The following is a 26,783-nucleotide window of genomic DNA, read 5'->3' as shown; positions in this document are numbered from 1 at the left end:
CCCGGCCGGCCCGCCGTGTGCGCACCCCCGCGGTCCGGCCGCCGGCCGCCGCGGCACGGGCGGAATCTGCGCGGACACGATCGGTGGGCTCGACCGCTAGAACGGGGCGCACTTGACGGCTATCGTGTCTCCGGACTCTGTATACCGTAGCCACGCGAGCGTTGAGAGGTCACTCCTCCCCCACCAGCCACGCCGTATCCCCACTGCGGAGGTGAGCGTCCAGTGCGCGAGTCCGCTGCGCACACGTCGGCCCCGTCCACCGCGTCCGGCCCGGTGCGCGCCATCTCCGCGGCGCTCCTCGCGGTCGCCGCCCTCACGGCGTGCTCCCCCTTGGTCGACCCGAAAGAGGTGGCCCAGGAGGAGCGGTCGGTGGTCGACGCCCCGCTGCGCGACGGCGGCGAGCTCGTCATCGGCCTCGACGCCGAACCCGACGCACTCGACCCCAGCCTCTCCACCACACTCGTCGGCCGCCAGATCTTCAGCGCCATGTGCGAGAAGCTCTACGACGTCGACCGCGACCTCCGCGTCGTCCCCCAACTGGCCGCCGCGGCGCCAGAGCTCTCCGACGACGGCCTGACGCTGACCATCCCGCTGCGCGACGACGGCGTGCTGTTCAACGACGGCACCCCCTTCGACGCCGGCGCCGTCGCGCAGAGCCTCCGGCGGCACATCGAACTCCCCGGCTCGGTGCGCGGCACCGAACTGGACGCCGTCGAGAAGGTCGAGGCCGCCGGCGACGACACGGTCGTGCTCCGCCTCTCGCGCCCCGACGCCGGGCTGCCCGCGACCCTCGCCGACCGCGCCGGCATGGTCATGTCCCCGGCCGCGCTCGACGAGCACGGCGCGGACTTCGCGCGCGACCCCGTCTGCGTCGGCCCGTTCGACTACACCGAGCGGGTCGCCCAGGACCGCGTCGTGCTCGACCGCAGCGACCACTACTACGGCGCCGACGAGGTGCGCCTCGACCGGGTCGTCTACAAGGGGATCCCCGACGACAACATCCGCCTCGCGAACCTGCGCTCCGGCCAGCTCGACCTCGTCATGGAGGTCGGGCCGAACGACGTCGCCCAGGTCGCCGACGAGGCGGGCCTGGAGCTGCTGAACCAGCCGTCCCTCCAGTACATGGGGATGACCGTGAACATCGCCAACGCCGACGGCGTCGGCAAGAAACCGCGGCAGGTCGAGGGCGCGCTCGCCGAGCACGACGAGCTGCGCACCGCGATGTCCCTCGCACTGGACCGGGAGACCATCAACGAGGTCGTGTTCAGCGGCGTCTACCAGCCCGCCTGCGGCCCCATCCCGCCCATCAGCCCCTACGCCACCGAGGCCACGCTCGCCTGCCCCGACTTCGACCCCGACCGGGCGCGCGCCCTGGTCGAGGAGAGCGGGGTCGACACCCCCGTGCCGGTCGAGGTGATGATCCCCAACGACCCCACCAACCTGCTCCTCGGCCAGGTCATCCAGGCCATGGCCGGCGACGTCGGATTCGACGTGACACTGCGGCCCACCGAGTTCGCCTCCTCGGTCGCCGCCGGGCAGGCCGGCGACTTCGAGGCCTACGTCCAAGGCTGGTCGGGCCGGGTCGACCCCAACGGCAACATCGGCCAGTTCTTCGTGACCGGCGGCGGCAACAACTACTCCGGCACCGACGACCCCGAGGTCAACGCGCTCATCGAGGACGCGGCCGCCGAGACCGACCCCGACCGGCGCGGCGACCTGTACGACGAACTGGTGCCGGAGCTGCGGGAGCGGAACTCGATCATCTACCTCTACCGGAACCGGATCTACAACGCGCACCGCTCCGACGTCGCCGGGATCGAGGTCTACCCCGACGGCCTCATGCGGGTCGGCCGCGCCGGGCACGTCGCGGAAGGGGGCTGAGCCGCATGGGACGCTACCTCCTCGGCCGACTCCTCCAGTCGGTGGTCACGCTCGGCCTCGTGTCCGTCGCGATCTTCGCCGGGACCCGCGCCATGCCGGGCGACCCCGCCCTTCTGCTCGCCGGCGAGGACCCCTCGCCGGAGACCGTCGCGTCGATCCGCGCCGAGCTCGGCCTCGACCAGCCGCTGCCCGTGCAGTACCTGGTGTGGGTGTGGCGGATGCTGCGGTTCGACTTCGGGGAGTCGGTGCGCACCGGCCTCCCGGTGTCCGACGCCGTCCTCACCCGGCTGCCGGTGACCTTGGAACTCGCCCTGCTGAGCCTGCTGGTCGCGGCCGTCATCGGCATCCTCGGCGGGGTGATCGCGGCGAGCCGCCAGGGCCGCCCCGCCGACTGGATCGCCAATACGTTCGCGCTGCTGGGACTGTCGGTGCCGAACTTCTGGCTCGGCCTCATGGGCGTCCTGCTGTTCGCCGTCGTCCTCGGCTGGCTGCCGGCCTCCGGGTACGTGCCCGTGGGCGAGTCCCTCGGCGGCAACCTCGCGAGCATGGTCATGCCGGCCCTGGTCCTCGGCAGCGGGCTCGCCGCCGTCGTCATGCGCCAGACCCGGTCGTCGATGATCGAGGTGCTCGGCTCCGACTACATCCGCACCGCCTGGGCCAAGGGGCTGTCGCCCGCCCGGGTCGTCCTGGTCCACGGGCTGCGCAACAGCATGATCACCGTCCTCACCATCCTCGGGCTGCAACTGGGCGCGCTGATCTCCGGCGCGGTCGTCACCGAGCAGATCTTCGTCCTGGCCGGCTTCGGCAACCTGATGGTCGAGTCGGTGTTCACCCGGGACTTCCCGGTCATCCAGGCCACCGTCATGGTCACCGCCGTCGGCTACATCCTCGTGAACCTCGCGGTCGACGTCTGCTATTCGCTGATCGACCCCCGCATCCGGGTCAGGGGAGGAGCGCGATGACCGCCACCGAAGCCGCCCCAGCGGCGGCCGGGGAGACGCCCGGCGGGCCGCCCGCCGCGCGCGGCACCGTGTGGCGCCGGCTGCGCCGCAACCCCGCCGGAATGGCGGGCATGGTGCTGTCGGCCCTGTTCGTCCTGGCCGCGGTGTTCGCCCCGGTGCTGGCCCCCCAGGACCCGGCGGCGGTCGACTTCGACCGGCTGTTCGCCGAACCGTCGGTGGGCGCCCCGCTCGGCACCGACGAACTGGGCCGCGACCAGGTGTCGCGGGTGCTGTACGGCATCCGCTCCTCGCTGTTCGTCGCCGCCGGAGCCGTCCTCCTCGCGGCCGTCGCCGCCGTCCCCCTCGGCCTGGTCGCCGGGTACTACCGGCGCGTGGTCGACCCGGTCGTCTCCCGGCTCAACGACGCCGTGATGGCGTTCCCCTTCCTGGTGCTGGCCGTCGGGCTCGCCGCGATCCTCGGCCCCTCCCTCACCAACGCCGCCATCGCCATCGGCGTCTCGCAGATCCCCAACGTGCTCCGCGTGATCCGCGGCGAGACGATCCGGCTGGCCGAGGAGGACTTCGTGGACGGCGCGATCGCCGGCGGCGCGAGCGACGCGGCGGTCCTGTTCCGGCACATCCTGCCCAACGCCGTCAACGCCCTGCTCATCCAGGTCAGCGTGGGGATCCCGGTGGCGGTCATCGGCGAGGCCATGCTGTCCTTCCTCGGCCTCGGCGTGCAGCCGCCCACGCCGTCGCTGGGCGTCATGCTCTCCGGCGCCCAGACCTACTTCACCCAGGCGCCCTGGCTGGCGGTGTTCCCCGGGCTGGTCATCGTGCTCCTGACGCTGGCGTTCAACCTGTTCGGCGACGGACTGCGCGACGCACTCGACCCGAAGGGGGCGCGCCGATGAGCGCCACGGCGGACACCCCGACGGCCCGCGCGGCCGCCGCCCCGGTGCTGCGCACCGCCGGGCTGACCGTGGAGATCCCCGGCGAGCACGGCGAGGCGCCCGTCCGCGCCGCCGTCGGCGTCGACCTGGAGGTGCGCCCGTCCGAGGTGCTCGCGCTGGTCGGGGAGTCCGGGTCGGGCAAGAGCGTCAGCACCATGTCGATTCTGGGGCTCGTGCCGCGCGGCGCCTCCGTCGCGGGCTCGGTGGTCCTCGACGGACGGGAACTGGTCGGGCTCGACGCGCGCGGCCTGCGCGGGGTGCGCGGCAAAGAGGCCGCCGTCATCTTCCAGGAGCCCATGACCTCCCTGAACCCCGTGTTCACCGTCGGGTGGCAGCTCCGCGAGGTCCTGCGGCTGCACATGGGGGCCACGCGCGCCCAGGCGCACGACCGCTCCCGCGAACTCCTGGAACTGGTGGGGCTCGACGCACCCGAGCGGCGGCTGCGCGCCTACCCGCACCAGCTCTCCGGCGGCCAGCGCCAGCGGGTCATGATCGCCATGGCGGTGGCGTGCGACCCCAAGGTCCTCATCGCCGACGAACCCACGACGGCGCTGGACGTCACCGTCCAGGCCGAGATCCTGGACCTGCTGCGCGACCTCAGGGACCGCCTGGGCACCGCCATCGTCCTCATCACCCACGACATGGGCGTCGTCGCCGACATCGCCGACCGGGTCGCCGTAATGTACAAGGGGGAGATCGTCGAGACCGGCGACGTCCACCAGGTCCTCGGCGCGCCCCGGCACGCCTACACCAGGCGCCTCCTGGCGGCGGTGCCGCACCTGGGCGCGAAGGCGGCCGCAGCGGGCTCCGCCGACACCGCGGACACCGCGGAGGACCGCGCGGGCTCCCCCGCGGGGGCCGCAGAGGACCACGGGGGCGCGGCGGCCGCCGACTCCCCCGAGGGCGTCGCGGACGCCCGTGCCAGCACGGCGGCCGCGCCCTCCCCCGCGGATGCCGCGCCCGCTGCTGCCGAGCGGCCCCTCGCACTCGACGTCCGCGACCTCGTGGTCGACTTCGGGTCGTTCCGCGCGGTCAAGGGGGTCTCGATCGGCGTCGCCGCAGGCGAGATCGTCGGCCTCGTCGGGGAGTCGGGCTCGGGCAAGTCGACGCTGGGGCGCTGCGCCGCCGGGCTGACCAGAGCGGAGTCGGGCACGGTCGCCCTCGCCGGGACCGACATCTCCGGCCTGTCGCGGCGGCGCATGCGCCCGCTGCGCCGCAACGTCCAGATGGTGTTCCAGGACCCCGCGTCCTCCCTCAACCCGCGCATGACAGCGGGTGACGCCATCGCCGAACCCCTGCGCCGCTACGGCATCGCGCGCGGCGCTGCGCTGGCGGAGCGGGTCGGGGCGCTGCTGGCCGACGTCGCGCTCGCGCCCGACACCCGGCACCGCTACCCGCACCAGATGTCGGGCGGGCAGCGGCAGCGCGTCGCCATCGCACGCGCGCTCGCGCTGGAGCCCGCCCTCCTCATCGCCGACGAGCCGACGAGCGCCCTGGACGTGTCCGTCCAGGCCGAGGTGCTGGAGCTGATCACCGGCCTGCAACGGCGCCTGGGCTTCGCGTGCCTGTTCATCAGCCACGACCTCGCCGTGGTCGAGATCCTGGCCGGGCGCGTCGCGGTGATGCGCAACGGGGAGATCGTCGAGGAGGGGCCGACCGCCCGGATCCTGCACGACCCCCACCACCCCTACACGCGCGCCCTGGTGTCGGCGGCACCGGTGCCCGACCCCGTCGAACAGCGCCGCCGCACCGGTCGGCGGCACTCGGACGACCGCCCGTAGCCGCGGCACCGGTCGGCGGCACTCCCCTGAGAGGTGCCCCGACCGGACCCTGCCGCCGGCGGCGGGCACCCGCGCCGACCGGCCCGGACACTCCCCTACTCCGGCATGGAACCCCGCGTGCCCCCCGTGCATCCAACGCACCAGTCATCCGCCGCACCACGACTGGAGACGCGACCCCGCCCGTGTTCGGAATCCTGCGGCCCTGCCGCCATACGCTGCCCGACGACCTGCCCGCGGCATGGCTGGCGCACCTGTGCGGACTGTGCATCGCCCTGCGCGACGAGCACGGCCAGTTCGCCCGCGTGGCGACGAACTACGACGCGCTGGTGATCTCGGTGCTCGTCGCCGCCCAGGAGGGCGCGTCCGCGCCGACCCGCGCGGCGGGCCCGTGCCCGCTGCGCGGGATGCGCACCGCCGAGGTCGCCGACGGGCACGGGGCCCGCCTGGCGGCCGCCGTGTCGCTGCTGCTCGCCGCCACCCGGCTGGACGACCACGCGCGCGACCGCGACGGCGTGTACGCGCGCAGGGGCGCGCGGACGGCGGCGCGCGCGGTCGCCGGGCGGTGGGAGGCCAAGGCGGGTGCGTCGAGCCGGGGCCTCGGATTCGAGAGCGGCGCGGTGCTCGCCGTCCTCGACCGGCAGGGCGACGTGGAGAGCGCCGCCGGGCCCGGCAGCGACATCCTCGCCGTCACCGGTCCAACGGAGTACGCCACCGCCCAGGCGTTCGCGCACACCGCTGTGCTCGCCGGGCTGCCGGGGAACGTGGCGCCGCTGCGCGAGGCGGGCCGGCTGTTCGGCCGGATCGCCCACCTGCTCGACGCGGTCGCGGACCAGGACGAGGACCGCGCATCGGGCGCGTGGAACCCAATAACCGCGACGGGCACCGCACCGGCCGAAGTGCGGCGCCTGTGCGACGACGCCGCCCTCGGCGTCCGCTTCGCGCTGGAGGAGGCGGCGTTCGCCGACGACCGGCTGGTGCGCGCGCTGCTCGTCCGCGAACTGCGCCGGTCCGTCGGGCGCGCCTTCGCCCAGGCCGGGCACCCGCCACCGCACCGCGGCGACGCCAACGGGCGGCACCCGAACGACGGCTACGGCGACGGCGACGGCCACGGGCGGTATTCAGGCGCCGGCGACGGGTGGCACCCGCACAACGAGGACCCGGTGAATACCGCCGACCACCCGGACTACGCGGGCTACGGCGGCGGCGACGAGGGCCGCCGCCCACTCGATGACCAGGGCGGATCGTGCTGCAACTGCGGCTGCCGCACGCCGAAGATCTACCAGCCGCCGAAGCGGCGGGGCCCCATTGCCGGTTGCGGTGTCGCCCTGTTCATGTGCTGCACCTGCCAGCAGTGCTGCCGCGACCCCTACCCCGGCCCGTGGTCGGGGCAGCGCCACACCACCGGCACACCCGACTGCCCGGACTGCGGATGCTGCGAATGCTGCGGGGCGTGCGACTGCGGCCTCTGACGCCCGGGCCCCGGGTCCCCACCTGCCCCACCGATCCTGACGAACGTTGCCGTCCACCGCGGGTGGACTGTCGGTGTTGACTGTCGGTGTTGTTGGGCCGCAGGTCCGCGGGGCGGCCTTGTCGCAGGGCGAGACGGAGGTAGTCGGCGGGAAAAGCGGCACCGAAGTCGGCGGTGGGGTCCGGTCGGCGGTCATCCGCGCGGTGTCAGCGCGCCGTGTTCACCCCGGCGGCCGGCCTCCGTGAAGTCATTTCCACTTCAAGGCGCCCGAAGTGGAAATGACTTCACGGAGGCTGCTGAAAGAGCCGAAAGTCCACCCGCGGTCGAGAGAACACCTTCGCCGAGAACGGTTCCGCGGCAACCGTGTTCGCGTCAGGCGAGGGTGCGCGGCGGGACCTTCGGCGGCGGCGCCATCGAGATCCGGAGCACGGCCGGGAGCCGGTCGAGCTCGAGGGATGTCCGGAGGTCCGCGAGCCCCTCGGAACGGACCCGGCGCCAGATGCCCCCCGTGTCGGCGTCGGCGTCGAGGGTGAGCGCGAGCCGGACGGCGGGCCCGTCGCCCGGTCCGGTCAGGTGTGCGCGCACCCCGCGCACGCCGGGATAGCGGCCGATCTCGTCGATGAGCACCCGCCGGGCCGCCGATGCGGGCATCTCGGTCGTGCCGGGGCCGGTGTCGCGTTCCAGGCTGAGGCGCGCCACCGTGCCGGTGCGGACCTGGACGGCGAGCAGGCGCAGCGCCGACAGCGCCACCACCGCGGCTACGGCGGCCGCCGCGTACGGCACCCACGGCCGCCCGAACCGCCCGCCGACGGAGTCGCCGAGTGTCTCCGACGCGGCGAGCCCGCTGAAGCCGCCGAGTCCCGCGGCGAGCGCCGCCCCGCCGGCCGCCATCAGCACCAGCCCCAGCAGCGCCAGAAACCAGCGGTTGCCGCGCGCCGTCCTGCGGGCCCTGTTCCCCGCGGCCGCCGCCATCACGTCTTCGAGAAGTCGACGCGGGTACGGACCTTCAGCGCGCGGACCGGGGCGAGTTCGGCGATCCGATCCTCGACCGCTGCGCGGACCGCGTCGCGCATCCCGTCCGCGTCGCGCATCCCGTCCGCGCTGCGCAGGTGCGTCCGCACGCGTACCGTCACCCGCCGCCGCCCGACCGCGACCCGCGCGGCGCGCACGCCGTCGACGCCGCAGGCGGCAGCGGCGGCCGCCTGCCGCAGGCCCGGCCGCGACAGTCCCACGACCAGGTCCGCGTCCCCGGTACGCAGTGGCAGGTAGCCGACCCGACCGGGGACGAGCGCCAGTGCCACGAGCACCGCGCCCGCGCCGATGAGGACCGCGGAGGCGACGCGTATCTTGGGGTCGTTCCAGCGGGCCCGGCCCGCGTACTCGGCCGCCGAGCCGAACGGCAGCAGCCGCAGTGGGCTGCCGACGAGGAAGGAGACGACCTCCGCCGCCGCCACTCCGGCGATGACGAGTACGACCGCGCCGACAATGAACACCGGCAGCGAGCGCTTGGGGCGGAACGTGCGGACGGCGGCCCGTTGCGCGCGCGCCTCCGTCCCGGTGTCGGGGCGGGGGGCGGTGTCGGCGGCCGTCATGGCCGGCCCGCCCGGTTCGGAATCCGGTCCGGCATCCGGTTCAGCAGGTGACCTGCCCGCATCGTTGCTCCTCCAAGTCCGCCGGCCGCGCTTCGGCCGGTCCGCGGTACCGCTCATCGGGCGCGCCCCCTCGGTACGAGCCCGCCGACCTCGATGTCGGTGTGGCGCACCACCAGGCCCGTGTGCGCCTCGACCCGGGTCCGCACCCGGGCGCGCACCTCCCTGGCGACCGCACGCAGCGGGGCGGGGTAGCGCACCGCGATCACCATGCGCAGCGTGACGCTCGTGCCGCTGCGGCGGACCTGGACCGCGGCCGCACCGGGGGCCGCGCCCACCAGGCCGCCGAGCCGCCCGGAGCGCTCGCAGACGCCCTCGACCTCGGCGGCGGCACGTTGCGCGACCTTCGCGACGACCCGGTCGGTGACGGTGGTCGTCCCCCGCTCCGCCGGGTCCCCGGGGGCGGCGCGCCGGACGACCGGGCCCGGTGCGGTGTCCGCACTCATCTGCGCCACGCCTCAGCCGCGCCGGGTGAACAGCTCGGCCAGGTCGATCTCGCCCTCATAGGCGCGGCCGGCCAGGAATCCGACGATGCCGAACACCAGGACGAGGACGAAGGCCCCGAACCCGCCGAACGCCGCCGCGAGTCCGAGCACCGCCCCGAAGGCCAGTCCGACGATGGACCACATGGGATCCGCCTCCCCATCCGTGTGCCAGTGCTGCTGAGAAAGGTGTTGCTGAAAACAGGTGTTGCTGAAAACAGGTGTTGCTGAGAAAGGTGCTGCTGAGAAAGGTGCTGCTGAGAAAGGTGTTGCTGAGAAAGGTGCTGCTGAGAAAGGTGTTGCTGAGAAAGGTGTTGCTGAAAACTGGTGCTGCCGAATGGGCTGCCGAGCACCGTGCGGTGCTCCCGGTCATCGCAGTCGGCGCGCGCGTTCGCGGCGCTCGCGGACGCGGCGGATCGCAGCGGCGGCCGCGGCGAACGGCGTGCGCGGAGTCCGGTGGACCCGCACGGCCCCGTGCCCCGCGGGCGCCGACACGCCCCGCTGCCACCGCGCGAGCCCGTCGGCGAACGCCGCGGGATCGCCGCCGGCGTCCGGGTGGTGCTCCCGGACCCATCGCCGGAAGGAGGCCCGGTCCCCGTTCATGGCGGGTCCCCCCGCGCCTGCCCGCCGTCCGGCCGCGGAGGGTCGGTCAGCACGTCCTCGATCGCCACGAGGACCCGGCGGCCGTGCGCGATCGGGTGGACGAGGTCGCGGATACCGTCGGCGATCTCGGGGAGCGGCCGCTCGAAGCGCACCACCACGCCGATCTCGACGCTGTCCGGGCGCACCGCGACGCCGTCGACGCGGCCGCCGGGAACCGGGGTGGACACCGTGCCGAACGGCCCAGCGGACAACCCGACGACGTCGGGGCACCCCCGGACCCGCGCCGCGATCTCCGCGCCGAGCGGCCCTGCGTCGTCCGCGGTGCTCACTGCACCCGCGGCTCGGCCCCGGAGCCGTCACCGTTGTCGGCGGCATCGTCGTCGGGCAGGTGGATGTCGTCGACCGTGATGTTGACCTCGGTGACTTCAAGGCCGGTCATGCGCTCCACACCGGTGATGACGTTGCGGCGCACCGCACCGGCCAGATCGGGGATGGAGACGCCGTACTCCACGACGAGCTGGATGTCGACGGCGGCCTGGCGCTCGCCGACCTCGACGGTGACGCCGCGCGCAGCGGTGCTCGTCGCGGTGGACCCCGGAATGCGGTCGCGCACGGCGCCGAAAGCCCGCGACGCGCCGCCGCCCATCTGGTGGACCCCGCCGACCTCGCGGGCCGCCATCCCGGCGATCTTGGCGACCACATGGTCGGCGATGGAGGTGCGGCCGTTGGTCGTCACGAGGTCGCGCGAGGCGGAGTTGCGGTTGCTGCTCTTGCCGGTCTCGCGCGGTTCGGGCGTCGCGGCGTCCGCCCGGTTGGCGTGGGTGGTGTCGGTCATCGGTGCTCTCCTTGTGTCATGCGCGGTGTCGTGTACGGCGGCCGGTCCGGATCGCCCCGCGCCGGTGCCCTGCCGCCCCCTCCGCGGCAGGGCACCGGTGCGCGGCGGTCCGGGATCGGGGGGCCGGGTTCGGGAGTCCCGAGTCCCCGGTCGCGCCGTTCGCTGGTCCGTCACCAAAGAAGACACAGCGGAGACCGGCCGACTCACGGACGAATGGGTGTGACCCGAGTCACCAATAGGGTGCATCATTGCGGGTAGCAGCGCACCGGGTTCAGTCGAATACCCAGAGCGACCCCGCCGCGCATGCGGCGGCACCGACCGCGGACGGCATCGGCGCACGGCAGGGAAAGGCGGGCCGGAACCGATGGGCATCCATCCCGACACACGGGACGAGACGCTGGTCGAGCGCGCCCAGGACGGCGACACCGGAGCCTTCGAGGAACTCGTCCGCCGCCACCAGGACACCGTGTTCCGCATCGCGCTGCGGACCCTCGACGACCACGGCGAAGCCGCCGACGCGGCCCAAGAGGCCCTCATCACCGCATGGCGCAAACTGCCCGATCTCGGCGACGCCCGCACCTTCCGCGCGTGGCTCTACCGGATCGCGCACCGCCGCGCCCTCAACATCATCCGGGCGCGGCGGGCAACGGCGGCCATCGACGACGAGGCCGCCGTCCCCGACCCCGCGAGCGGACCCGAGCACCAGTCCATGGCGTCCAGCCTGCGCGCGGCCTTGGACACCGCGCTGGCAGGGCTGCCGCCGCCGCAACGCACCTGTTGGATACTGCGGGAACTGGAAGGATTGGGATATGAGGAGATAGCCGAGATCGTCGACGCGACCCCGACCGCCGTACGCGGGCGCATCCACCGCGCGCGTACCCAACTCGTGGAGGCGCTTGAGCCATGGCGGTAGACCAGCCCGATGAACCCGACCGGCTGCCGTGCGGCACCATGCTCGACACCCTCCTCGCCCACCTGCGCGCCGACACGCTAAACGAACACGAGCAGCACTGCCCGCACTGCCGGTCCGCCGCCGCGCGGCACCGGTCCCTCGTCGACGCCGCCGCGGCGGCAGAGCGCGACCAGGCCGGCGCGCCGCCCGAACTCCTCGACCGCGTCATGCGCGTCGTGCGCGCCGAAGGGCGCTCCGCCGACCTCATCCCGTTGAACGACCCGGGCCCCGGCGCCACCCGGGTCCGCGACACCACGGCCGCCCGGATCCTCCGCGCAGCCTGCGAACCGGTCGAGGGGATCGACGTCGGCCGCTGCCGGATCGCGGACACCGAGGACGGGATCGTCGTCACCATGACGGCGCGCGCGGTAGCGGGCACTCCCATCCCGGAGGCCACCCGCGAGATCCGGCGCGCCGTCCTCGCTTCGGCCCGCGACCAGCTCGGTTGGACCATCGCACGCGTCGATATCGAGATCATCGACGTCGAATGAGCGCGGGCCGCCCTGTCCGCCCTGTCCGCCCCGTCCGCTCGGTCCACTCCGCACATTTCGGCCCTGCCGTGGGGGTTCGGCGTACTCGGCCCCAACCCCGTCCGTGCGGCCCGTAGGCTCCCGCTGTGGACGACTCATTGCGTGAACTGCGCGCGACCTTCACCGAGGACGCGGACCTGTACGACCGGATGCGACCGGGCTACCCGGCCCGGATGTTCGACGACCTCGCCGCGCTCACGGGCATCGGGGCACACGGCCGCGTGCTGGAGATCGGCTGCGGGACGGGGCAGGCCACCGCGCCCATGGCCGAGCGGGGCCTCCGGATCGTCGCCGTGGAACTGGGCGAGGCCATGGCCGCCGTCGCCCGCCGGAACCTGGCCGGCCACCCGCGGGCCGAGGTGGTGATCTCGGCGTTCGAGGACTGGCCGCTGCCGGCGGAGCCGTTCGACGCGGTGGTGTCGGCGACGGCGTTCCACTGGGTCGACCCCGACGTCCGCGTGCGCAAGGCCGCCGACGCCCTGCGCGTCGGCGGGGCACTCGCCACCGTGTCGACGCACCACGTCGCCGGCGGCAGCGAGGCCCTCTTCAACGAGTTGCAGGACTGCTACGAACGGTTCGACCCGGCGACACCGCCGGGGCTCCGGCTGCGCCCGGCGGCCGACATCCTCGAGGACCGGGCCGAACCGCCCGGCTCCGAGCGGTTCGGCCCGGCCGAGTTCCGCCGGTACGAATGGGAACTGACGTACACCACCGGCGAATACCTCGACCTGCTGCGCACCTACTCCGGGCACCGCGCCCTGGCACCCGAGGCCCGCAGAGGGCTGCTGGACTGCATCGCCGCCCGCATCGACCGCGAGCACGGCGGATACATCACAAAGCGCTACCTGACGGAACTGCGGGTCGCCCACCGGACCGTGTGAGAACCCGCCACCCGCTGCTCACCGTTGTCCCCCGATGACCGGCCCCGGGGCTCTGCGCAACGGAGCCCGCCCCCGGAATCCGGGGACGGGCCGCGGCCCCTCTGCTAGAAGGCGAAGACCGCCCCCTTCTCGGACGTGAGCACGCACGAGTTGGGGAACTCCTTGCCGTAGGACTCGGAGCCCTCGGCGATCGCGGTGACCGGCCGGTAGACCATCGGGCACGGGCCGGGGTCGGCCTTGACCTCCTCGATCGACCCGGCTTCGCGGATCTGCGCGCAGGCCGCCGCGGCGTCGGGGTGGCTGCCGCCCGCCGGGCCGCAGCTCAAGGTCGCCACGCGCGATTCGCCGGGGTCGCCTTCGACAACGCGCAGTGTGTAGTCCTGGTCGGCGGCGTGGGCGGGCGCAGCGAGGAGGACGGCGGCGGCAGCGCATACGACAGCGAGGGCAAGGCGGGTCACGGCATCTCCGGGAACTCGAACGAACATTGCACACAGATAGTATCTGTTCAACTACTTTGAGTTCTTGTTTATTGGAAATAAGGCTCTCTCGGAAACAGAGCGCACCCGGTCGCGCTGCGACCGGCTACCAGCCGGTGAGGAGCAGGTGATTGATGAGCAGGGCCGCCACCGCCTGCACCGCGAGCCAGGCCCGGTGGTCGCGGACCGGCAGGAGGGCGGCGGCGGGCAGCGTCCACAGCACGAACGGCAACCAGATCCGCTCCGTCTCGGCCTTGCTCATCCCGGAAAGGTCGGCGAGCAGCGCCGCGCACAGCCCGGCGAGGGCCAGGACGACCAGCACCGCCGGACCGCCGGCCGGTGCGCGGCGGAGCCGCCGCACGGTGCCCGGCACGGCGGCCATGACCCGGCGCAGGCCCGCCGCCGAGGCGAGGCCGGCCGCGATCGCCGCGTTCGCGAGGTTCCCCCAGATCCAGTAGGCGTACGGCCGGTCGAAGCCGACACCCTGGTAGTAGCGGACCACCAGCAACTGGTACCCCTCCCACCACCAGAATCCCGCCGCGGTGAACGCCGCGGCGACCGCGAGCACGCCCAGCGCCGCGTATGGGAGGGGGCGCAGGGTGCGGGCGCAGGCGAGGACCGCCAGCGGCAGCAGGCCGAACAGGACCAGGCCGTACGACAGATAGAGGGCCCAGCCGAGCAGGACGCCCGCCGCGAAGGCCGCGAGGCGCGGAGTGCGCGCCGGGGCGGCGGCCACCGCCAGCAGTGCCGTCCCCCACGCCGCCACCGCGGCGAAGTAGCCGTCAGCGGAGGCGCCCACCCAGATCGCGGCCGGGGCGAGGACCAGGAAGGGTGCGGCGCGGCGCGCCCACCGCTCGGCCCCGAGGGCGCGCAGTGCCACCAGCACAGCGGGCACCGCCGAAGCGCCGGCGAGCACGCACCACATCCCGGCCCATGCGCCGCCGCCCAGGCCGATCCGGTCCAGGCCGACGAACGTGAGAACGGCGGCCGGCGGGTGTCCGGCCACGTGCGCCGGCCACTGGCCGGGCTGGAACGCCACGATGTGGTCGGTGAAGCTCCGCACGGCCGCTCCGATGTCGTCGAAGCGGTGGACGGCCAGGAGGTACTCGTGCTTCTGCGTGAGGCGCCCGGCGATACCGCGCTGCCAACCGTCGATGAGCGCGAGGGAGAGGGTCCACGCGGCGGCGGCCCCCCATGCGCCCCACAGCAGCGGCCGCCAGGGGCAGCGGGCCGCCGCGCGCGGACCGAACACGATGACGGCGACCGCGGCGGCGACAGCGAGCGGGGTTCCCGGACCGGCGTGCGGCAGCCATTCGGCGTAGAGCGGCGGGCGGTCGACGTAGAGCGTGCCTTCGGCGCGGTCGATCGCGGTGCCCGCGACGCCTACGACGGCGACGAAGACGGCGCAGCCCACCGCGACGGCGACGTCCCACCGGCGGCCGGATCGCACCGGCGGCACGGCGCCGCCGACGGCACCCGTGCGGACGTCGGACGGGTCGGGGTCGCGGGGTTCGGGCGGCTGCACGCGGCCACGCTAGGCGCACCGCGGCGGATCGGGGCGCGGCGGCGCGCCCGGTTCATCGAACCGTAAGGACGCGCCGGCGGGCCGGAACGCCGTAAGCGGTCCGTAACCGCGCCTCCCCCGCCCACGGCGGTGTCTCCATCTATCGTGGTCACAGCCTTGGGGACGGGTCGGCTGCGGTCCCACCCGCCGACGCGACCACCGCAGTTCCGAGGGAGGCCGCCATGGACGGATCCGAGGACCGGCCGAGGGGCCCGGACGCCGCGCCGCGCCCGCCGCCGCGCCCTTTCCCGGCCCGGCTGCGCGGCCTCGCACGGTCGGGCCCGCCGCACGGGCCGTCCCGTCCGGAGTTCTGGCGCAGTCCACTGCGCGGCCCATGGCTGACGTCGGTCCTCGGCGCGGTCCTCCTCGTCGGGATCATCGTGCTGTTCACGACCGGCCTCCTGTCCTACGCCGCCTACAACCCCGGCCTGGCCGCCGTGAACGACCGCACGCCCGGCAAGGGGATCCTGGGCGGCTACCTCTTCGACTGGCCCACCGACCCGCCGTGGCTCTACCGGCTGACACAGGGCCTGCACGTCACACTCGGCGTGGCCCTCGTCCCGGTGCTGCTGGCGAAGCTGTGGTCGGTCGTGCCGAAGCTCTTCGCCTGGCCGCCCGTACGCTCATCCGCGCACGCGATCGAGCGGTTGTCGCTGCTGCTCCTGGTGGGCGGCGGGCTGTTCGTATTCACGACCGGGATCCTGAACATCCAACTGGAGTACCTGTTCCCCGGATCGTTCTACCCGCTGCACTTCTACGGGGCGTGGGTGTTCATCGCGGCGTTCGCGGCACACGTCGTCCTGCGCTTCGCCACGATGGTCCGGAGCCTGCGCTCGCGCGGGGCCCCCGCCGAACCGCGCACGCCGGCCGCCGGCGCCGCGACCGAGCCCGACGGCGGGACGGGGCTGGTCGCGCCCGCCCCCGACCCCGCGACGGTGTCCCGGCGCGGGGCGCTGGGCACGGTGCTGCTGAGCTCACTCGCGCTGCTCGCGGTGACAGCGGGGCAGAGCCTGGGCGGCCCGTGGCGGGAGACCGCCCTCCTCGCTCCGCGCGGCCGCAACCCCGGCACCGGGCCCAACGGCTTCCAGATCAACAAGACCGCCGCGGCGGCCGGGGTCGGCGCCGCCGACATCGGTGCGCGGTGGCGCCTCACCGTGCGCGGCGGCGGCCGCGAGGTGGTGCTCACCCGGTCCGAGGTGGCGGCGCTGCCGCAGGCCACGGCCGCGCTGCCGATCGCCTGCGTGGAGGGCTGGTCGACCGGCGACCAGGAGTGGAGCGGGGTGCGCCTGCGCGACCTCGCGGCGCTCGTCGGGCTGGGTGAGCGGCCGCCCGGGGTGTTCGTGGAGTCCGCCCAGCGCTCGGGCGCGTTCCGGGCGGCGGCGCTCAGCGCGGCCCAGACCGGCGACCCCCGTTCGCTGCTGGCACTGAAGGTGAACGGGGCCGACCTCTCCGCCGACCACGGCAGCCCCGCACGGGTGATCGTCCCCGCGAACCCCGGCGTCCACAACACCAAGTGGGTCACCGTGCTCGACTTCGGCGGCGCCGCATGACCGGGTGGGCGTCCCGCTACGGCGCGCCGCCCTGGCACCTGGCCGTCATGGTGTGCTGCTTCGCCTTGGCGCTCTACGCCGGGTGGCGGCTGGTCCAGGGTGATCCGGTGGGGGTCGCGCTGTGGTTCGTCGGCGCGGCGCTGCTGCACGACCTGGTCCTGCTCCCGGCCTACACCGCCCTGGACCGGGGTGCCCGAGCGGCGGCCCGGCGCGTGCGCGGCGTACGCAGGCCGGGCGGGGCGGCCGGGCGCGAGCGGGGAACGGGCAACGGGCCGCCGCCCGCGGGGCACCTCCGGGTCCCGGCCACCGTCTCGGGGGTGCTGTTCCTGGTGTGGGCCCCGCTGATCCTCGGGCCGGCCCCGGCGTACGAGCGGACGACGGGCCTGCCCCCGGACGGCTTCGGCACCCGGTGGGTGCTCATCACGGCGGCCCTCTTCGCGGCGTCCGCCGCGCTCTACGCGGCGCGCCGCGCCATCGCGGGGAGGCGGCGCCGGCACGGCCGGACCTAGGGCGTGCGTGCGGATCCGTGCCGGGCCCGCGTCCGCACGCACTCCCCGGCCTGCCCGAGCAGCGTCACCGCGGGTCGGCGGCCGCCGACCCGGTGCGGTGCAGGGCGGCGAAGGTGCGGCCCTCCGCCGTCCAGGACGCACCCGTGCGCCACCCCGCCGCCTCGGCGAGACCGGCCAGGGCCGGCAGGCCGACCACCGCCCAGGGGAACGGGTCTCCGCTCCGGCCGCTCCCGTCGGCCAGGTGCACCGACATCCGCTCGTCGACGTCGTCCGGCGCCGCCTCGACCAGCAGCACGCCGTGCGGCCGCACCACAGCGCCCAGCCGGGTCAGCAGCGCGTGCGGGTCGCCGCCGATCCCGATGTTGCCGTCGACCAGCAGCGCCGTCCGCCACTCCCCCTCGTCCGGCAGCCGTTCGAAGACGGAGCGGCACAGCACACGCCCGCCCGCCTCGGCGGCGCGGGCCACGGCGACCGGATGCACGTCGATCCCGAGGGCTCGCTGCCCCCGTTCGATGAGAGCCGACACCATCCGCCCCGGCCCGCAGCCGACGTCCAGGACGGGCTCCTCGCTCCGGTCGAGCACCGTGGTGTCGGCCGGGTCGGGACCCGCCCGCCAGCGTTCGACGTCGAGCGGCAGCGGGCGCAGGCCCGCCCGGCACAGGTACAAGGGGTCGCCGTTGTCCAAGGCTTCCGTGTAGAGGTCGCAGTCCCAACCGGGCGCGCGCGTCTCCGCAAGCCCCGACCTGCGGGCGCTCACCGGCGCCCCCTCAACCCCGCGGCGCGGACCTCGGCGGCGAACAGGCCGTCCGGGTAGTCCCGCGCCACCCGGGCGGCGTCCGCCGGGAGGTCGACGTCGACGAGCGGCGGCAGGTCGCGGACGCGCAGACCGGCATCGGTCAGGCGGCGGCGCTGAACGGCGCCGGTGCGGTGGGTCGACATCGGGACGCCGAGCACCAGCCCCGGGTCGGGATCGGCGAGGCCCAGCGCCCAGAACCCGCCGTCCTCCGCGGGACCGAACCAGGCGTCGGCACCGGTCCAGGCGTCCTCGGCGAGGACCGGTGCGAGCGGCCCCGTGCCGACCTGCGGGGTGTCCATGCCGATCAGCAGGGTGGGACCGGAACAGGCGGCGAACCCGGCGGCGAGCCGCTCGTCCAGCCCGCCGTCCGGCTGGGGGACGACATCGAACCCGGCGGCGGGCAGCCACGGCCCCGGGCTCCCGTCGAGGAGGAGCACGCGGCGGCGCGCCGGAGCCGCCGCGACGGCACGCAGCGTGTCGCAGAGGGCCGCTCGGGCGAGCAGTGCCGCCTCCGCGGGACTGTATGCGGGCGTCAGCCGGGTCTTGACCCGGCCGGGAACAGGCTCCTTCGCGATCACCACGAGGGTGGTCGGCCCGGCGGGCGGGTGGTCCGTACCCGTTGACCGCCCGGCCCGGTCGCCGCGCCGCCGCGGCACCCCGGTCACGCGCGCCCCCCGCCCGGCCCGGCGGGGGCGCCGGTGCCCGGCGGTGCGGGCGGCCGGCGCAGGACGGCCCGCATGTCGCGGATCGCGGTCCAGGTCCCCCGCCAGGTCCCGGTGACCTTGGACCGCCCGGCGCGCGGCGCGTACGGCACGCCGACCTCGGCGATGGCCCACCCGGCGTCGGCCGCGCGCACCACGGTCTCCAGTGGGTATCCCGATCTCCGGTCGGTGACGCCGAGCGCGAGCAGGCCGCCGCGCCGGGCGGCCCGCATGGGGCCGATGTCACCGACCCGGACCCCGGTGCGGCGCCGCAGCATCCGCGCGACCACCGTGTTGCCGACCCGGGCGTGCAGCGGCCACGCACGCGCACGGGTCGGCCTGCGGCGGCCCAGGACGAGGTCGGCGGCCCCGCTGCGCACCTCCTCAACCAGGCCGGGCAGCAGCGCCGGATCCAGCGAGGCGTCGCAGTCGCAGAAGCAGACGATGTCGGCAGTGGCGGCGCGCAGCCCCGCGTGGCACGCCGCACCGAACCCGCGGCGCTCCTCGGTGACGACCAGCGCGCCGAGGCCGGCCGCGATCCGGGCCGACCCGTCGGTCGACCCGTTGTCGACCACGATGGCCGTCCATCCGGCAGGGACGCGGCCGAGGACCCACGGCAGTGCGGCGGCCTCATCCAGGCACGGGAGGACGACGTCGACCGGGGACGCCCGGCCCGGCGCGTCCGGAGGGGCCCCCGGTTCGGGGGCGTCGGTGGTGTTCCGTTCGTCGGTCACGGTCCAACGCTACGGAGCGCGGGCCGCCCAGCCCGGACAACGCACCTTACGGAATGCGGACGTCTGTACCGGTCGGCGGGCGGGCGGCCGGTCCCGGGCCGGCCGGGGTGCGACACTCGGGTCATGCCCCAGCCGGAGCCCGACCCCGCCGCCCAGCGCATCCTGGTCGTCGACGACGACGCCACCGTCGCGGAAGTGGTGGTCGGCTACCTGGAGAAAGAGGGCTTCACGGTCGGCCGCGCCGCCGACGGCGCCTCCGCACTGCGCCGCGCCGCCGAGTCACGCCCCGACCTGGTCGTCCTCGACCTCATGCTGCCCGGACTGGACGGCTGGGAGGTGTGCCGGCGGTTGCGCGCCGACGGGCCCGTCCCGATCATCATGCTCACCGCGCTGGGGGCCGAGACCGACCGCATCCTCGGCCTGGAACTGGGCGCCGACGACTACATGGCCAAACCGTTCAGCCCTCGCGAGCTCGCTCTGCGCGTGCGGTCTGTGCTGCGCCGCGCGACGAACCGGCCCTCCGGGGGGCTGCTGCGCGCGGGCGGGATCGTCCTCGACACCGAGGCCCGGCGCGCGGAGCACAACGGCGCGCCCCTCGCCCTCACCGTGCGGGAGTTCGACCTCCTCGCGTTCCTCCTCGCCCACCCGGGCCGCGCGTTCGACCGACCCGCCCTGATGCGGCGGGTGTGGGGGTGGGAGTTCGGCGACCTGTCCACGGTGACCGTGCACGTGCGGCGGTTGCGGGAGAAGATCGAGGCGGATCCGGCCCGCCCCGCGCTGATCGTCACCGTGTGGGGCGTCGGCTACCGGTTCGACCCGCCCCCGCAGGGCGGAGGGTGACCGCGATGCGCGACGTCCTGCTGATCGCCCTGTTCGCGTTCGCGGGCGCGGCGGCGGCCGGCCTGGCCGGCCTGGTGGTGCTCCGGTCGCTGCGGCACCGATCGGTGTCGGCCGCCCTTGCCGTCGTCGCGGCGGTCGCGGTGACCGCGATGCTCGCGGGCACGCTCTCGGTCGCGCAGGCGATGTTCCTCTCAGGGCACGACCTGTGGGTCGTCACCATGGTGTGCGCTATGGCGGCCGTGGTGTCCCTGGCAACGGCGCTGCTCCTCGGCCGGTGGGTGATCGCGGGCAGCACGGACCTGACGCGGGCGGCGCGCCTGGTCGGCGACGAGCGGTTCACGGTCCCGGACACCCCGTACACCGCGGAGCTGACGGCGCTCGCCAGGCAGTTGGCGGCGACCGACGCCAAGCTCGCGGCGTCGCGCGAACGGGAACGGCGGCTCGACGCCTCCCGGCGGGAGCTGGCGGCGTGGATCTCCCACGACCTGCGCACCCCGCTCGCCGGGCTGCGGGCGATGGCGGAGGCGCTGGAGGACGGCATCGCACGCGACCCCGACCGGTACCACCGGCAGATGCGGGTCGAAGTGGAACGCCTCGCGTCGATGGTCGACGACCTGTTCGAGCTGTCGCGGATCGAGGCCGACTCGCTGCCGCTGGACCTGACCCGCGTCTCCGTCTACGACCTGGTCGCCGACGCGCTGGCCGCCACCGAGGCGTTCGCGCGGGCGGGCGGCGTGCGGCTGGTGGGCGACCGGGTCGACAGCGCCCCGGTCGACGTCGACACCGGCCGGATGACCCGCGTCATCGCGAACCTGCTCGCGAACGCGATCCGGCACACCCCGCCCGACGGCACCGTGGCCGTCGCGGCGCACAGCGGACCGGACGGGAACGTGGTGCTGTCGGTGACCGACGAGTGCGGCGGGATCGACGGCGACGACCTGCACCGCGTCTTCGACGCCGGCTGGCGCGGCAGCGACGCGCGCACTCCCCCGGCGGGCGCCGGGCTGGGGCTGGCGATCGTGGCGGGAATCGTGCGGGCGCACGCGGGGACCGCGGCGGTGCGCAACGTCCCGGGCGGGTGCCGGTTCGAGATCAGCCTGCCGGCGGCCGGGGGCTGACCCCGCCGCGCAGAGGCGCGTGCGCGAACTCCGCCACCCCCTCGGCGAACCCGACACCGGCCCGCCAGCCCAGTTCGGCGCCGATGCGGGCCGAGGACGCGGTGATGTGCCGGACGTCGCCGAGCCGGTACTCCCCCGTCGTCACCGGTGCGGGGCCGCCGTACGCCTCGGCGAGGGCCGCCGCCATCTCCCCGACGGTGTGCGGGGTGCCGCTGCCGGTGTTGAACACCGCGAGGGCACCGGCCTCGCGGTCCCCGACGGCGGCGAGCGCCACGGCGTTGGCCCGGGCCACATCGCGGACGTGCACGAAGTCGCGGCGCTGCCGTCCGTCCTCGAAGACGGTCGGGGCCCGCCCCGCCTCCAGCGCCGAGCGGAAGAACGAGGCGACACCCGCGTAGGGGGTGTCGCGCGGCATCCCCGGCCCGTACACGTTGTGGTAGCGCAGCGACACCGCACGGCCGCCGACGGCGCGCGCCCACGCGGCGGCCAGGTGCTCCTGGGCGAGCTTGGTCGCGGCGTAGACGTTGCGGGGGTCGGCCGGCGCGTCCTCGCCGACGAGCCCGGGCGCGAGCGGCGCGCCGCAGTGGGGGCACGGGGGGTCGAACCGGCCGGCGTCCAGGTCGGCGGCGCGGCGCGGCCTCGGCCGGACGTCCCCGTGATCGGCGCACGTGAAGCGGCCCTCACCGTAGACGACCATCGACCCGGCGAGGACCAGGCTGCGCACACCCGACCGGGCCATGGCGGCGAGCAGCACGGCGGTGCCCAGGTCGTTGTTCGACACGTAGTCGGGGGCGTCGGCGACGTCCGGTGCCAGGCCCACCATCGCGGCCTGGTGGCACACGGCATCCACCCCGCGCAGCGCCCGCTCGACGGCGGCGGGGTCGCGGACGTCGTCGGGGGCGTCGTCGGGGGCGCGCGCCGCGCCGGAGTGCGCCGAGGGGAGGAAGGCGTCGAAGACGACCGGGTCGTGGCCGTGCGCGTGCAGCGCGTCGACGATGTGCGATCCGATGAATCCGGCGCCGCCGGTGACGAGTATCCGCATGGTCGGACGGTACGTGCTCCGGCTCCGCGGCGGCGGCCGCCGCCGCGGAGCGTCACCGAACGGTAAGCGGGGCCCGGTGGGTCCCGTCGGGCGGCGGAGTGTCTCCGGGCGAGCGGCGGGTTCCACCGCCGCCCGGCGCCACCCCGCCCGCGCGTCCGGGCGAGCGGCTGCCGCCGCTACGGGCCGGGCGCCCGCCCGGCTCCGACGTCCGGGGCGGCCCCGCGGACCTCCAGGGTCGGCCCGGGAGGTCCGCCGGCGGTTACGGCTTGCGGCCGACGCCGCCGGTCATGAACCGCACATCGACGGGGGTCGTGTCGGTCACGGGCGTATCGGGGCGCCACAACGGCAGCGGCACCAGCCCCGGGTTGAGCACCTCCAAGCCGTCGAAGAAGCCCGCCAACTCCGTGGGCGTGCGCACCCGGCCCGTGCCGAGCTGCTGGAGCAGCTGCTTCTCCAGCGCGGCGCTCTCCGGTGCGTCACTCAGCCGGGTGAAGTTCGTGATGAACATGTACGAACCGCTGGGCACCGCGTCGCGCAGCACCCGCACGATCCCCGCCGGGTCCTCCTCGTCGGAGAGGTGGTGCAGGATGCCCACGAGCATCACGCACACCGGCTTGTCGAAGTCGATCAGCGCGCGCACCTCGGGGTGGTCCAGAACCTCGTTCGGTTCGCGCAGGTCCGCCGTCACCACCGTGGTGCCGGGGTTGTCGGCGAGGATCGCGCGGCCGTGGGCGAGCACGATCGGGTCGATGTCGACGTAGACCACCCGGGCGTCGGGGTTGGCCTCCAGAGCCACCTCGTGGGTGTTGCGCACCGTGGGCAGGCCGGACCCGAGGTCCAGGAACTGGGTGATGCCCTCCTCGGCGGCGAGGTGGCGCACGACCCGGTGCAGCATGGCGCGGTTGTGCAGGGCGATGTCGCGCAGCTCCGGCATGATCGCCAGACTCGCCTCGGCGACCTCGCGATCGGCCTCGAAGTTGTCCTTGCCGTTGAGCATCACGTCATAGACGCGCGCCGCCGTGGGGACATCGGTCGCGATGGGTTGGTGGAACTCGTCGGTCGCGATGGGCTGATGGAACTCGTCGGGCATGGCACCTCATCCGGCTCTCTATCGGCAGCGGCATTGCGCCGGAATCCTAACCGGCATGAGCCCCGCATGGAGGCCCAAAACCCCAATACCACGGCGATTTCGGCCCTCGACGTCGAAAAGTGGACGTTCCCGCTCCCGCCCGCCACCCCGGCCCCGCCGGACACCACGGGCTTCGACCCCGCCGGACACAAAGGGCCTCGCCCCCGACTGTCATCACCATCCCCGACCCCCGACGGTCATCACCGTCCTCGACTCCCCGCCGCGCACACCACCCGGCCTCACCCTCCGCCTCAGCTCGCCGCGCCGCCGACCGGTACCGTTGCACGATCAGGGCGTGCGGCGCCGCGATGCGACGGAGGCCGAAGGGAGGACCACGGCGGAGCCCCGTGGCGTTAAACTCCAAGCGGCTGAGCAGTCGCGCATCCACCACTGCGCAAGCCTCGTGCGACGCATCAAGTCTCCCCGGGGTCGGTGCAGCCCCGGCGGGGAACCGTTTTCAGGGCCGGTAGCTCAGTTGGTCAGAGCAGAGGACTCATAATCCTTGGGTCGCGGGTTCGAGCCCCGCCCGGCCTACAGTCGCCCAGCACGCAAAAAGCCCCGGTGACCTCGCCAAACGAGGTCACCGGGGCTTTGTCGTGCATCCGGCTGATTGCGGCTGGCACCGACTCACGTCGGGTGTCCGTGGCGAATGCGTGGTGAAGTTCGCTCAGAAACCGTCGAACGCCTTCTCCGCCTTGCGGCGTGCATCGTCTTCGCCGCCGTCCAGGCACTTGGCATAGATCCGCAGCAGTACCTCAAGGCTGTGCCCCGCCCATTCGGCGATCTGTGCGGAGTTGATGCCTTCGTTGAGCCATGTCGACACGCACGCATGGCGAAGGTCGTAGATTCGCTTCGCCAGTGGTGTCGCGAACTGGGCATCGCTGAACGCTCGCCGACGCGCCCGCTGCCATGCCTTCTGGTAGGTGCATGTCGCGAGCTGTCCGCCGTGCTCACCGAAGAACACCAGACCGTCCGGCCCCTTCCGGTCCTGCTCCCGGTGAGCACGCAGGATGAGGCTGAGCTTCGGCGAACACGGCACCGGCCGGTCCTCGTTCTCAGCACGTCCCTTGGGCTGCCGCAGATCACGCTGCTTCCCCGTGTCGGTCCACCGCCGACCCACGTCCGGGGCGACCTGACGAACGGTGATCTCACCCCAGCCGTCCGGAGGTTCGACCCAGCACCCGTGCTGTTCGTCCCATACCTGTTCAGGCAGCACGATGTCGGTCCATCGCAGACTCACGGCCTCCTCGGGCCTCAGGCCAGCCAGGTAGATGACTGCGAAGAACGGCCGCAGCAGGTACCCGCTCCGTTTGAGCTTCCCGACCTCGTCGAGAAGGGCACGGGCCTGCTGAGGGTTCGGCACGGAGCGTCGATCGATGACACCGGTGGTCTTCGGTGCACGCCACTTCAGTCCGTGAAGCGGGTTGGATTGCAGGTGTCCCAGCTCAACTGCGTAGTCGAGGACGTGCGACAGGATGCGCCGCGCTTTCACCGCCGGTTTCGGCGCCAGCGGGCCGCCACCGTTCGACGGCACCTTGCTGGTGATCCGTTCGAGCACCGCGCGGATGACCGCCGAGTCTTCGAGCGACTCCACAGGCAGGACGTGGTCGCCCACCCAGTCGAGTGCCGCAGCGATGTCCGCTGGGCGGTGTGAGTCCCGGTGAGCAGTGTTGAATACCCAATTCCGCAGAGCTGCACGAAGCACTTCCTCGGACGGACTATTGCGATCCGTGGTAAGCAGCGCCATCGTGGCATTGGCGAGGATCTTCGCTCGATCCCTGCGGTGCAACGCGGAGGTGCGCTTCCAGTGCTTGTCCATGTAGTCGGCTGCGAAGTCGACCCACGACGGCCCGGACTTGCGCTGTTCCCATGAAAGCGGCCGTCCCGTACTCATGCTGAAGGCTTCGCCGCGACGCGCTGCCGTGATCAGTTCGGACCTGAACGATTCCGCGAGGGTGCTACCAGCGAATGTGACAGGCCAGGCGCGCCCACCAACGGCCCACCGAACCGTGTATGTGGTTCCGTTCCTGCCGTTGTACGTCCTGATACTCCAAATGCGGACGTCATAGGTGCTGTCGCTTACCAAGCGGCACCCTCCAGGGCGGACATGAACTTCTCGAACTCGGCACGCTTGATCCGGAGTGAGCCGTTGGGCAGCTTCACGCACTTGGGCGCGCGCCCCTTCGCCCTCCAGTCGTGGAAGGTGGATTTGGCGATGCAGAGTTCGTCGCAGAGTTCATCGACGGTGAGCCAGCCGCGCGGTTTCGCCGGTGCGGACTTAGGGGCCTTCTTGCCGGTGGTGCTCATTCGGGGGACACCTCCACATAGACCAGGACGTGGGCGGGGTTCTTGCGGCTGGGGCGGTGCGGGGACGCATCGGCGGCCGGCAGGGCGGCGGTGATGGCGTGCAGGACGCGGTCGACGTGCTCGGGGCGCCCGACCAGGCGGACTTGGACGATGTCGAGCCGGGCCGGTGGGCGGTCGGCCATGATGGGTGGTGCTCCTTTCACAGGGGCGCGGCCCCGGGGGGTCTGCTTGGCGGTAGGTCCCGGGGCCGCTTGATCGATGGGTGTGCAGAGTGAGTGCGTCACCCCCTGAAACTGCCGATGTGTCGCCCGAAGTGGACATGGGAGCGGCTCAGTACCGGCCGCGTTTGATGGCGCATGTGGAGCAGTGCGGCCCGTAGGCGGTGGCGTAGGCGCGTTCGTAGGCCACGCCGCAGGTGCGGCAGTGGCCGCTCTCCGCGGGCGCGGGGTGGTCTCCCATAGAGAGTGGTTCCGCAGTAGTGTCCATAGCGCCCCGACCGTCCCGCACTCCGGATGAGCTGGGATTTCGCTGAACCGCTGGGGTGAACACTGATTCGGCAGCGTTTCGCGGTGCTGGTGTGGTTTCCCCGGCCGTAAAGAGCGCGTCTGCGCTGGTCGCAGACGCGCCGGGGGCCGGTTCGGCGGGTGAACGCTGGTCGCCGTCGGGTTCTCCGCCGATGTGGTTCTCACTGGCGAGCCGGTAGAGGCGGGAGCGGTGCGGGGCAGGCCCGCGCCCGGCTTCGGCGAAGCTGATCCCGATCGCGCGCAGCACGGGCGCGTCCCTCTTGAGCTGCCCGGACGCCCGGGTGGCGTCCACCGGCCAGGACTTCGGGCGCGGGTCGGGGACCGCGACCAGGCCCATGAGCTGGCTGATAGTGCCGGTCCAAGTGCCGGCGGACTCGATGAAGGCGGCCACCGCCGCGGTGAACGGCTTGGCCTCGATCAAGTCGCTGGTGTTGGTCTCCGAGGCGGCCCGGTAGGTCTCGAAGGTGTCCCATCCGGCGACGGTGTCGAGTGCGGCCAGCACCGTTGCGAAGTCGGCCATGCGCGGAAGTTCCGCGA

At 73.8% G+C, this 26,783-nt stretch carries 29 protein-coding genes, 1 tRNA gene and 1 pseudogene; 13 read left to right on the top strand and 18 right to left on the bottom strand.

Annotated features, from left to right (window positions below):
* The first annotated feature begins 222 nt into the window (after positions 1-222).
* From CLV63_RS18135 to CLV63_RS18115, 5 genes are all read left to right on the top strand, one after another.
* Positions 223-1,881 (top strand): ABC transporter substrate-binding protein, encoded by a 1,659-nt coding sequence (locus tag CLV63_RS18135; protein WP_211301358.1) that lies wholly within the window; start codon positions 223-225, stop codon positions 1,879-1,881.
* A 5-nt stretch (positions 1,882-1,886) separates the two neighbouring features.
* Complete coding sequence (locus CLV63_RS18130; RefSeq protein ID WP_106584331.1) at positions 1,887-2,843, top strand: ABC transporter permease; 957 nt, start codon at positions 1,887-1,889, stop codon at positions 2,841-2,843.
* A complete protein-coding gene (locus CLV63_RS18125; RefSeq protein ID WP_106584330.1) occupies positions 2,840-3,736 on the top strand; it encodes an ABC transporter permease in 897 nt (298 codons plus the stop codon). The genes CLV63_RS18130 and CLV63_RS18125 overlap by 4 nt, the downstream gene beginning before the upstream one ends.
* Positions 3,733-5,556: a dipeptide ABC transporter ATP-binding protein gene (locus CLV63_RS18120; RefSeq protein WP_106584329.1), complete on the top strand. Its 1,824-nt coding sequence runs from the start codon at positions 3,733-3,735 to the stop codon at positions 5,554-5,556. The genes CLV63_RS18125 and CLV63_RS18120 overlap by 4 nt, the downstream gene beginning before the upstream one ends.
* Before the next feature lie 182 nt (positions 5,557-5,738).
* A complete protein-coding gene (locus CLV63_RS18115) occupies positions 5,739-7,025 on the top strand; it encodes a DUF5685 family protein (RefSeq protein ID WP_106584328.1) in 1,287 nt (428 codons plus the stop codon).
* 371 nt (positions 7,026-7,396) lie between these two features.
* On the opposite strand, the gene CLV63_RS18110 is transcribed toward CLV63_RS18115, so the two are convergent.
* The 7 genes from CLV63_RS18110 to CLV63_RS18085 all read right to left on the bottom strand — a co-directional run bounded on the left by CLV63_RS18110 (position 7,397) and on the right by CLV63_RS18085 (position 10,593).
* A complete protein-coding gene (locus CLV63_RS18110) occupies positions 7,397-7,996 on the bottom strand; it encodes an alkaline shock response membrane anchor protein AmaP (protein ID WP_170134258.1) in 600 nt (199 codons plus the stop codon).
* Positions 7,996-8,616: a DUF6286 domain-containing protein gene (locus CLV63_RS18105; protein ID WP_106584327.1), complete on the bottom strand. Its 621-nt coding sequence runs from the start codon at positions 8,614-8,616 to the stop codon at positions 7,996-7,998. The genes CLV63_RS18110 and CLV63_RS18105 overlap by 1 nt, the downstream gene beginning before the upstream one ends.
* A 113-nt stretch (positions 8,617-8,729) precedes the next feature.
* Positions 8,730-9,119: an Asp23/Gls24 family envelope stress response protein gene (locus CLV63_RS18100; RefSeq protein WP_106584326.1), complete on the bottom strand. Its 390-nt coding sequence runs from the start codon at positions 9,117-9,119 to the stop codon at positions 8,730-8,732.
* Positions 9,120-9,131: 12 nt separating this feature from the next.
* The gene (locus tag CLV63_RS33615) at positions 9,132-9,302 is read right to left on the bottom strand and encodes a hypothetical protein (protein WP_170134257.1); all 171 of its coding nucleotides are present in this window, start codon (positions 9,300-9,302) and stop codon (positions 9,132-9,134) included.
* Positions 9,303-9,524: 222 nt separating this feature from the next.
* Positions 9,525-9,758, bottom strand: coding sequence for a hypothetical protein (locus tag CLV63_RS18095; RefSeq protein WP_106584325.1), 234 nt, complete (start codon positions 9,756-9,758; stop codon positions 9,525-9,527).
* Positions 9,755-10,087 (bottom strand): hypothetical protein, encoded by a 333-nt coding sequence (locus CLV63_RS18090; RefSeq protein ID WP_106584324.1) that lies wholly within the window; start codon positions 10,085-10,087, stop codon positions 9,755-9,757. The genes CLV63_RS18095 and CLV63_RS18090 overlap by 4 nt, the downstream gene beginning before the upstream one ends.
* Positions 10,084-10,593, bottom strand: coding sequence for an Asp23/Gls24 family envelope stress response protein (locus CLV63_RS18085; protein WP_106584323.1), 510 nt, complete (start codon positions 10,591-10,593; stop codon positions 10,084-10,086). The genes CLV63_RS18090 and CLV63_RS18085 overlap by 4 nt, the downstream gene beginning before the upstream one ends.
* Positions 10,594-10,957: 364 nt before the next feature.
* Here CLV63_RS18085 and CLV63_RS18080 point away from each other — a divergent pair, with 364 nt between their 5' ends.
* From CLV63_RS18080 to CLV63_RS18070, 3 genes are all read left to right on the top strand, one after another.
* Positions 10,958-11,506 (top strand): RNA polymerase sigma factor, encoded by a 549-nt coding sequence (locus CLV63_RS18080; RefSeq protein ID WP_106584322.1) that lies wholly within the window; start codon positions 10,958-10,960, stop codon positions 11,504-11,506.
* Positions 11,497-12,036, top strand: a complete 540-nt coding sequence (locus CLV63_RS18075) for a hypothetical protein (protein ID WP_106584321.1) — start codon at positions 11,497-11,499, stop codon at positions 12,034-12,036. The genes CLV63_RS18080 and CLV63_RS18075 overlap by 10 nt, the downstream gene beginning before the upstream one ends.
* A 125-nt stretch (positions 12,037-12,161) precedes the next feature.
* Positions 12,162-12,956 (top strand): class I SAM-dependent methyltransferase, encoded by a 795-nt coding sequence (locus CLV63_RS18070; RefSeq protein ID WP_211301357.1) that lies wholly within the window; start codon positions 12,162-12,164, stop codon positions 12,954-12,956.
* A gap of 104 nt (positions 12,957-13,060) precedes the next feature.
* Here CLV63_RS18070 and CLV63_RS18065 read toward each other — a convergent pair whose 3' ends face one another.
* Positions 13,061-13,414, bottom strand: a complete 354-nt coding sequence (locus CLV63_RS18065) for an SSI family serine proteinase inhibitor (RefSeq protein ID WP_245928891.1) — start codon at positions 13,412-13,414, stop codon at positions 13,061-13,063.
* A gap of 124 nt (positions 13,415-13,538) precedes the next feature.
* The gene (locus CLV63_RS18060) at positions 13,539-14,957 is read right to left on the bottom strand and encodes a hypothetical protein (protein ID WP_245928890.1); all 1,419 of its coding nucleotides are present in this window, start codon (positions 14,955-14,957) and stop codon (positions 13,539-13,541) included.
* Between the two features lie 221 nt (positions 14,958-15,178).
* On the opposite strand from CLV63_RS18060, the gene CLV63_RS18055 reads away from it, so the two are divergent.
* Both CLV63_RS18055 and CLV63_RS18050 read left to right on the top strand, forming a co-directional pair.
* Positions 15,179-16,546 (top strand): molybdopterin-dependent oxidoreductase, encoded by a 1,368-nt coding sequence (locus CLV63_RS18055; protein ID WP_106584319.1) that lies wholly within the window; start codon positions 15,179-15,181, stop codon positions 16,544-16,546.
* Complete coding sequence (locus CLV63_RS18050; RefSeq protein ID WP_106584318.1) at positions 16,543-17,055, top strand: hypothetical protein; 513 nt, start codon at positions 16,543-16,545, stop codon at positions 17,053-17,055. Before CLV63_RS18055 ends, CLV63_RS18050 begins: the two co-directional genes overlap by 4 nt.
* Before the next feature lie 64 nt (positions 17,056-17,119).
* Here CLV63_RS18050 and CLV63_RS35030 read toward each other — a convergent pair whose 3' ends face one another.
* The 3 genes from CLV63_RS35030 to CLV63_RS18035 are packed head-to-tail and all read right to left on the bottom strand — an operon-like array spanning position 17,120 to position 19,286.
* Entirely contained in the window at positions 17,120-17,812 is a 693-nt protein-coding gene (locus CLV63_RS35030) for a class I SAM-dependent methyltransferase (protein WP_106584317.1), read from the bottom strand.
* On the bottom strand, positions 17,809-18,516 hold the full coding sequence (locus CLV63_RS18040) for a TIGR04282 family arsenosugar biosynthesis glycosyltransferase (RefSeq protein ID WP_394339789.1): 708 nt from the start codon (positions 18,514-18,516) through the stop codon (positions 17,809-17,811). The genes CLV63_RS35030 and CLV63_RS18040 overlap by 4 nt, the downstream gene beginning before the upstream one ends.
* Entirely contained in the window at positions 18,513-19,286 is a 774-nt protein-coding gene (locus CLV63_RS18035) for a glycosyltransferase family 2 protein (protein ID WP_106584316.1), read from the bottom strand. Before CLV63_RS18035 ends, CLV63_RS18040 begins: the two co-directional genes overlap by 4 nt.
* A gap of 123 nt (positions 19,287-19,409) precedes the next feature.
* Between CLV63_RS18035 and CLV63_RS18030 the strand changes: the two genes are divergently transcribed.
* Both CLV63_RS18030 and CLV63_RS18025 read left to right on the top strand, forming a co-directional pair.
* Positions 19,410-20,126, top strand: a complete 717-nt coding sequence (locus CLV63_RS18030) for a response regulator transcription factor (protein ID WP_106584315.1) — start codon at positions 19,410-19,412, stop codon at positions 20,124-20,126.
* Between the two features lie 5 nt (positions 20,127-20,131).
* Positions 20,132-21,244, top strand: coding sequence for a sensor histidine kinase (locus tag CLV63_RS18025; protein ID WP_106584496.1), 1,113 nt, complete (start codon positions 20,132-20,134; stop codon positions 21,242-21,244).
* Here the strand turns inward: CLV63_RS18025 and CLV63_RS18020 are convergent.
* A complete protein-coding gene (locus CLV63_RS18020) occupies positions 21,219-22,286 on the bottom strand; it encodes an NAD-dependent epimerase/dehydratase family protein (protein ID WP_106584314.1) in 1,068 nt (355 codons plus the stop codon). The genes CLV63_RS18025 and CLV63_RS18020 overlap by 26 nt on opposite strands.
* A 259-nt stretch (positions 22,287-22,545) precedes the next feature.
* Positions 22,546-23,376, bottom strand: coding sequence for an SAM-dependent methyltransferase (locus CLV63_RS18015; protein WP_106584313.1), 831 nt, complete (start codon positions 23,374-23,376; stop codon positions 22,546-22,548).
* 499 nt (positions 23,377-23,875) lie between these two features.
* Between CLV63_RS18015 and CLV63_RS18010 the strand changes: the two genes are divergently transcribed.
* Positions 23,876-23,949 (top strand) — tRNA-Ile (locus CLV63_RS18010).
* Positions 23,950-24,082: 133 nt separating this feature from the next.
* On the opposite strand, the gene CLV63_RS18005 is transcribed toward CLV63_RS18010, so the two are convergent.
* The 4 genes and pseudogenes from CLV63_RS18005 to CLV63_RS17990 form a co-directional block, all read right to left on the bottom strand.
* Positions 24,083-25,234, bottom strand: a complete 1,152-nt coding sequence (locus CLV63_RS18005; protein ID WP_170134256.1) for a site-specific integrase — start codon at positions 25,232-25,234, stop codon at positions 24,083-24,085.
* Positions 25,235-25,494: 260 nt separating this feature from the next.
* Positions 25,495-25,722 (bottom strand): helix-turn-helix transcriptional regulator, encoded by a 228-nt coding sequence (locus CLV63_RS18000; protein ID WP_106584311.1) that lies wholly within the window; start codon positions 25,720-25,722, stop codon positions 25,495-25,497.
* Positions 25,719-25,904, bottom strand: a complete 186-nt coding sequence (locus tag CLV63_RS17995) for a hypothetical protein (protein WP_106584310.1) — start codon at positions 25,902-25,904, stop codon at positions 25,719-25,721. Before CLV63_RS17995 ends, CLV63_RS18000 begins: the two co-directional genes overlap by 4 nt.
* Before the next feature lie 148 nt (positions 25,905-26,052).
* Positions 26,053-26,783: pseudogene (locus CLV63_RS17990) on the bottom strand (ATP-binding protein); the annotation flags it as partial.

The sequence above is a fragment of the Murinocardiopsis flavida genome (genome assembly GCF_003014485.1).
Taxonomy (GTDB): domain Bacteria; phylum Actinomycetota; class Actinomycetes; order Streptosporangiales; family Streptosporangiaceae; genus Murinocardiopsis; species Murinocardiopsis flavida.
The sequence above is the reverse complement of the archived record's forward strand: the minus strand, read 5'-3'. Positions and strand labels throughout refer to the sequence as shown.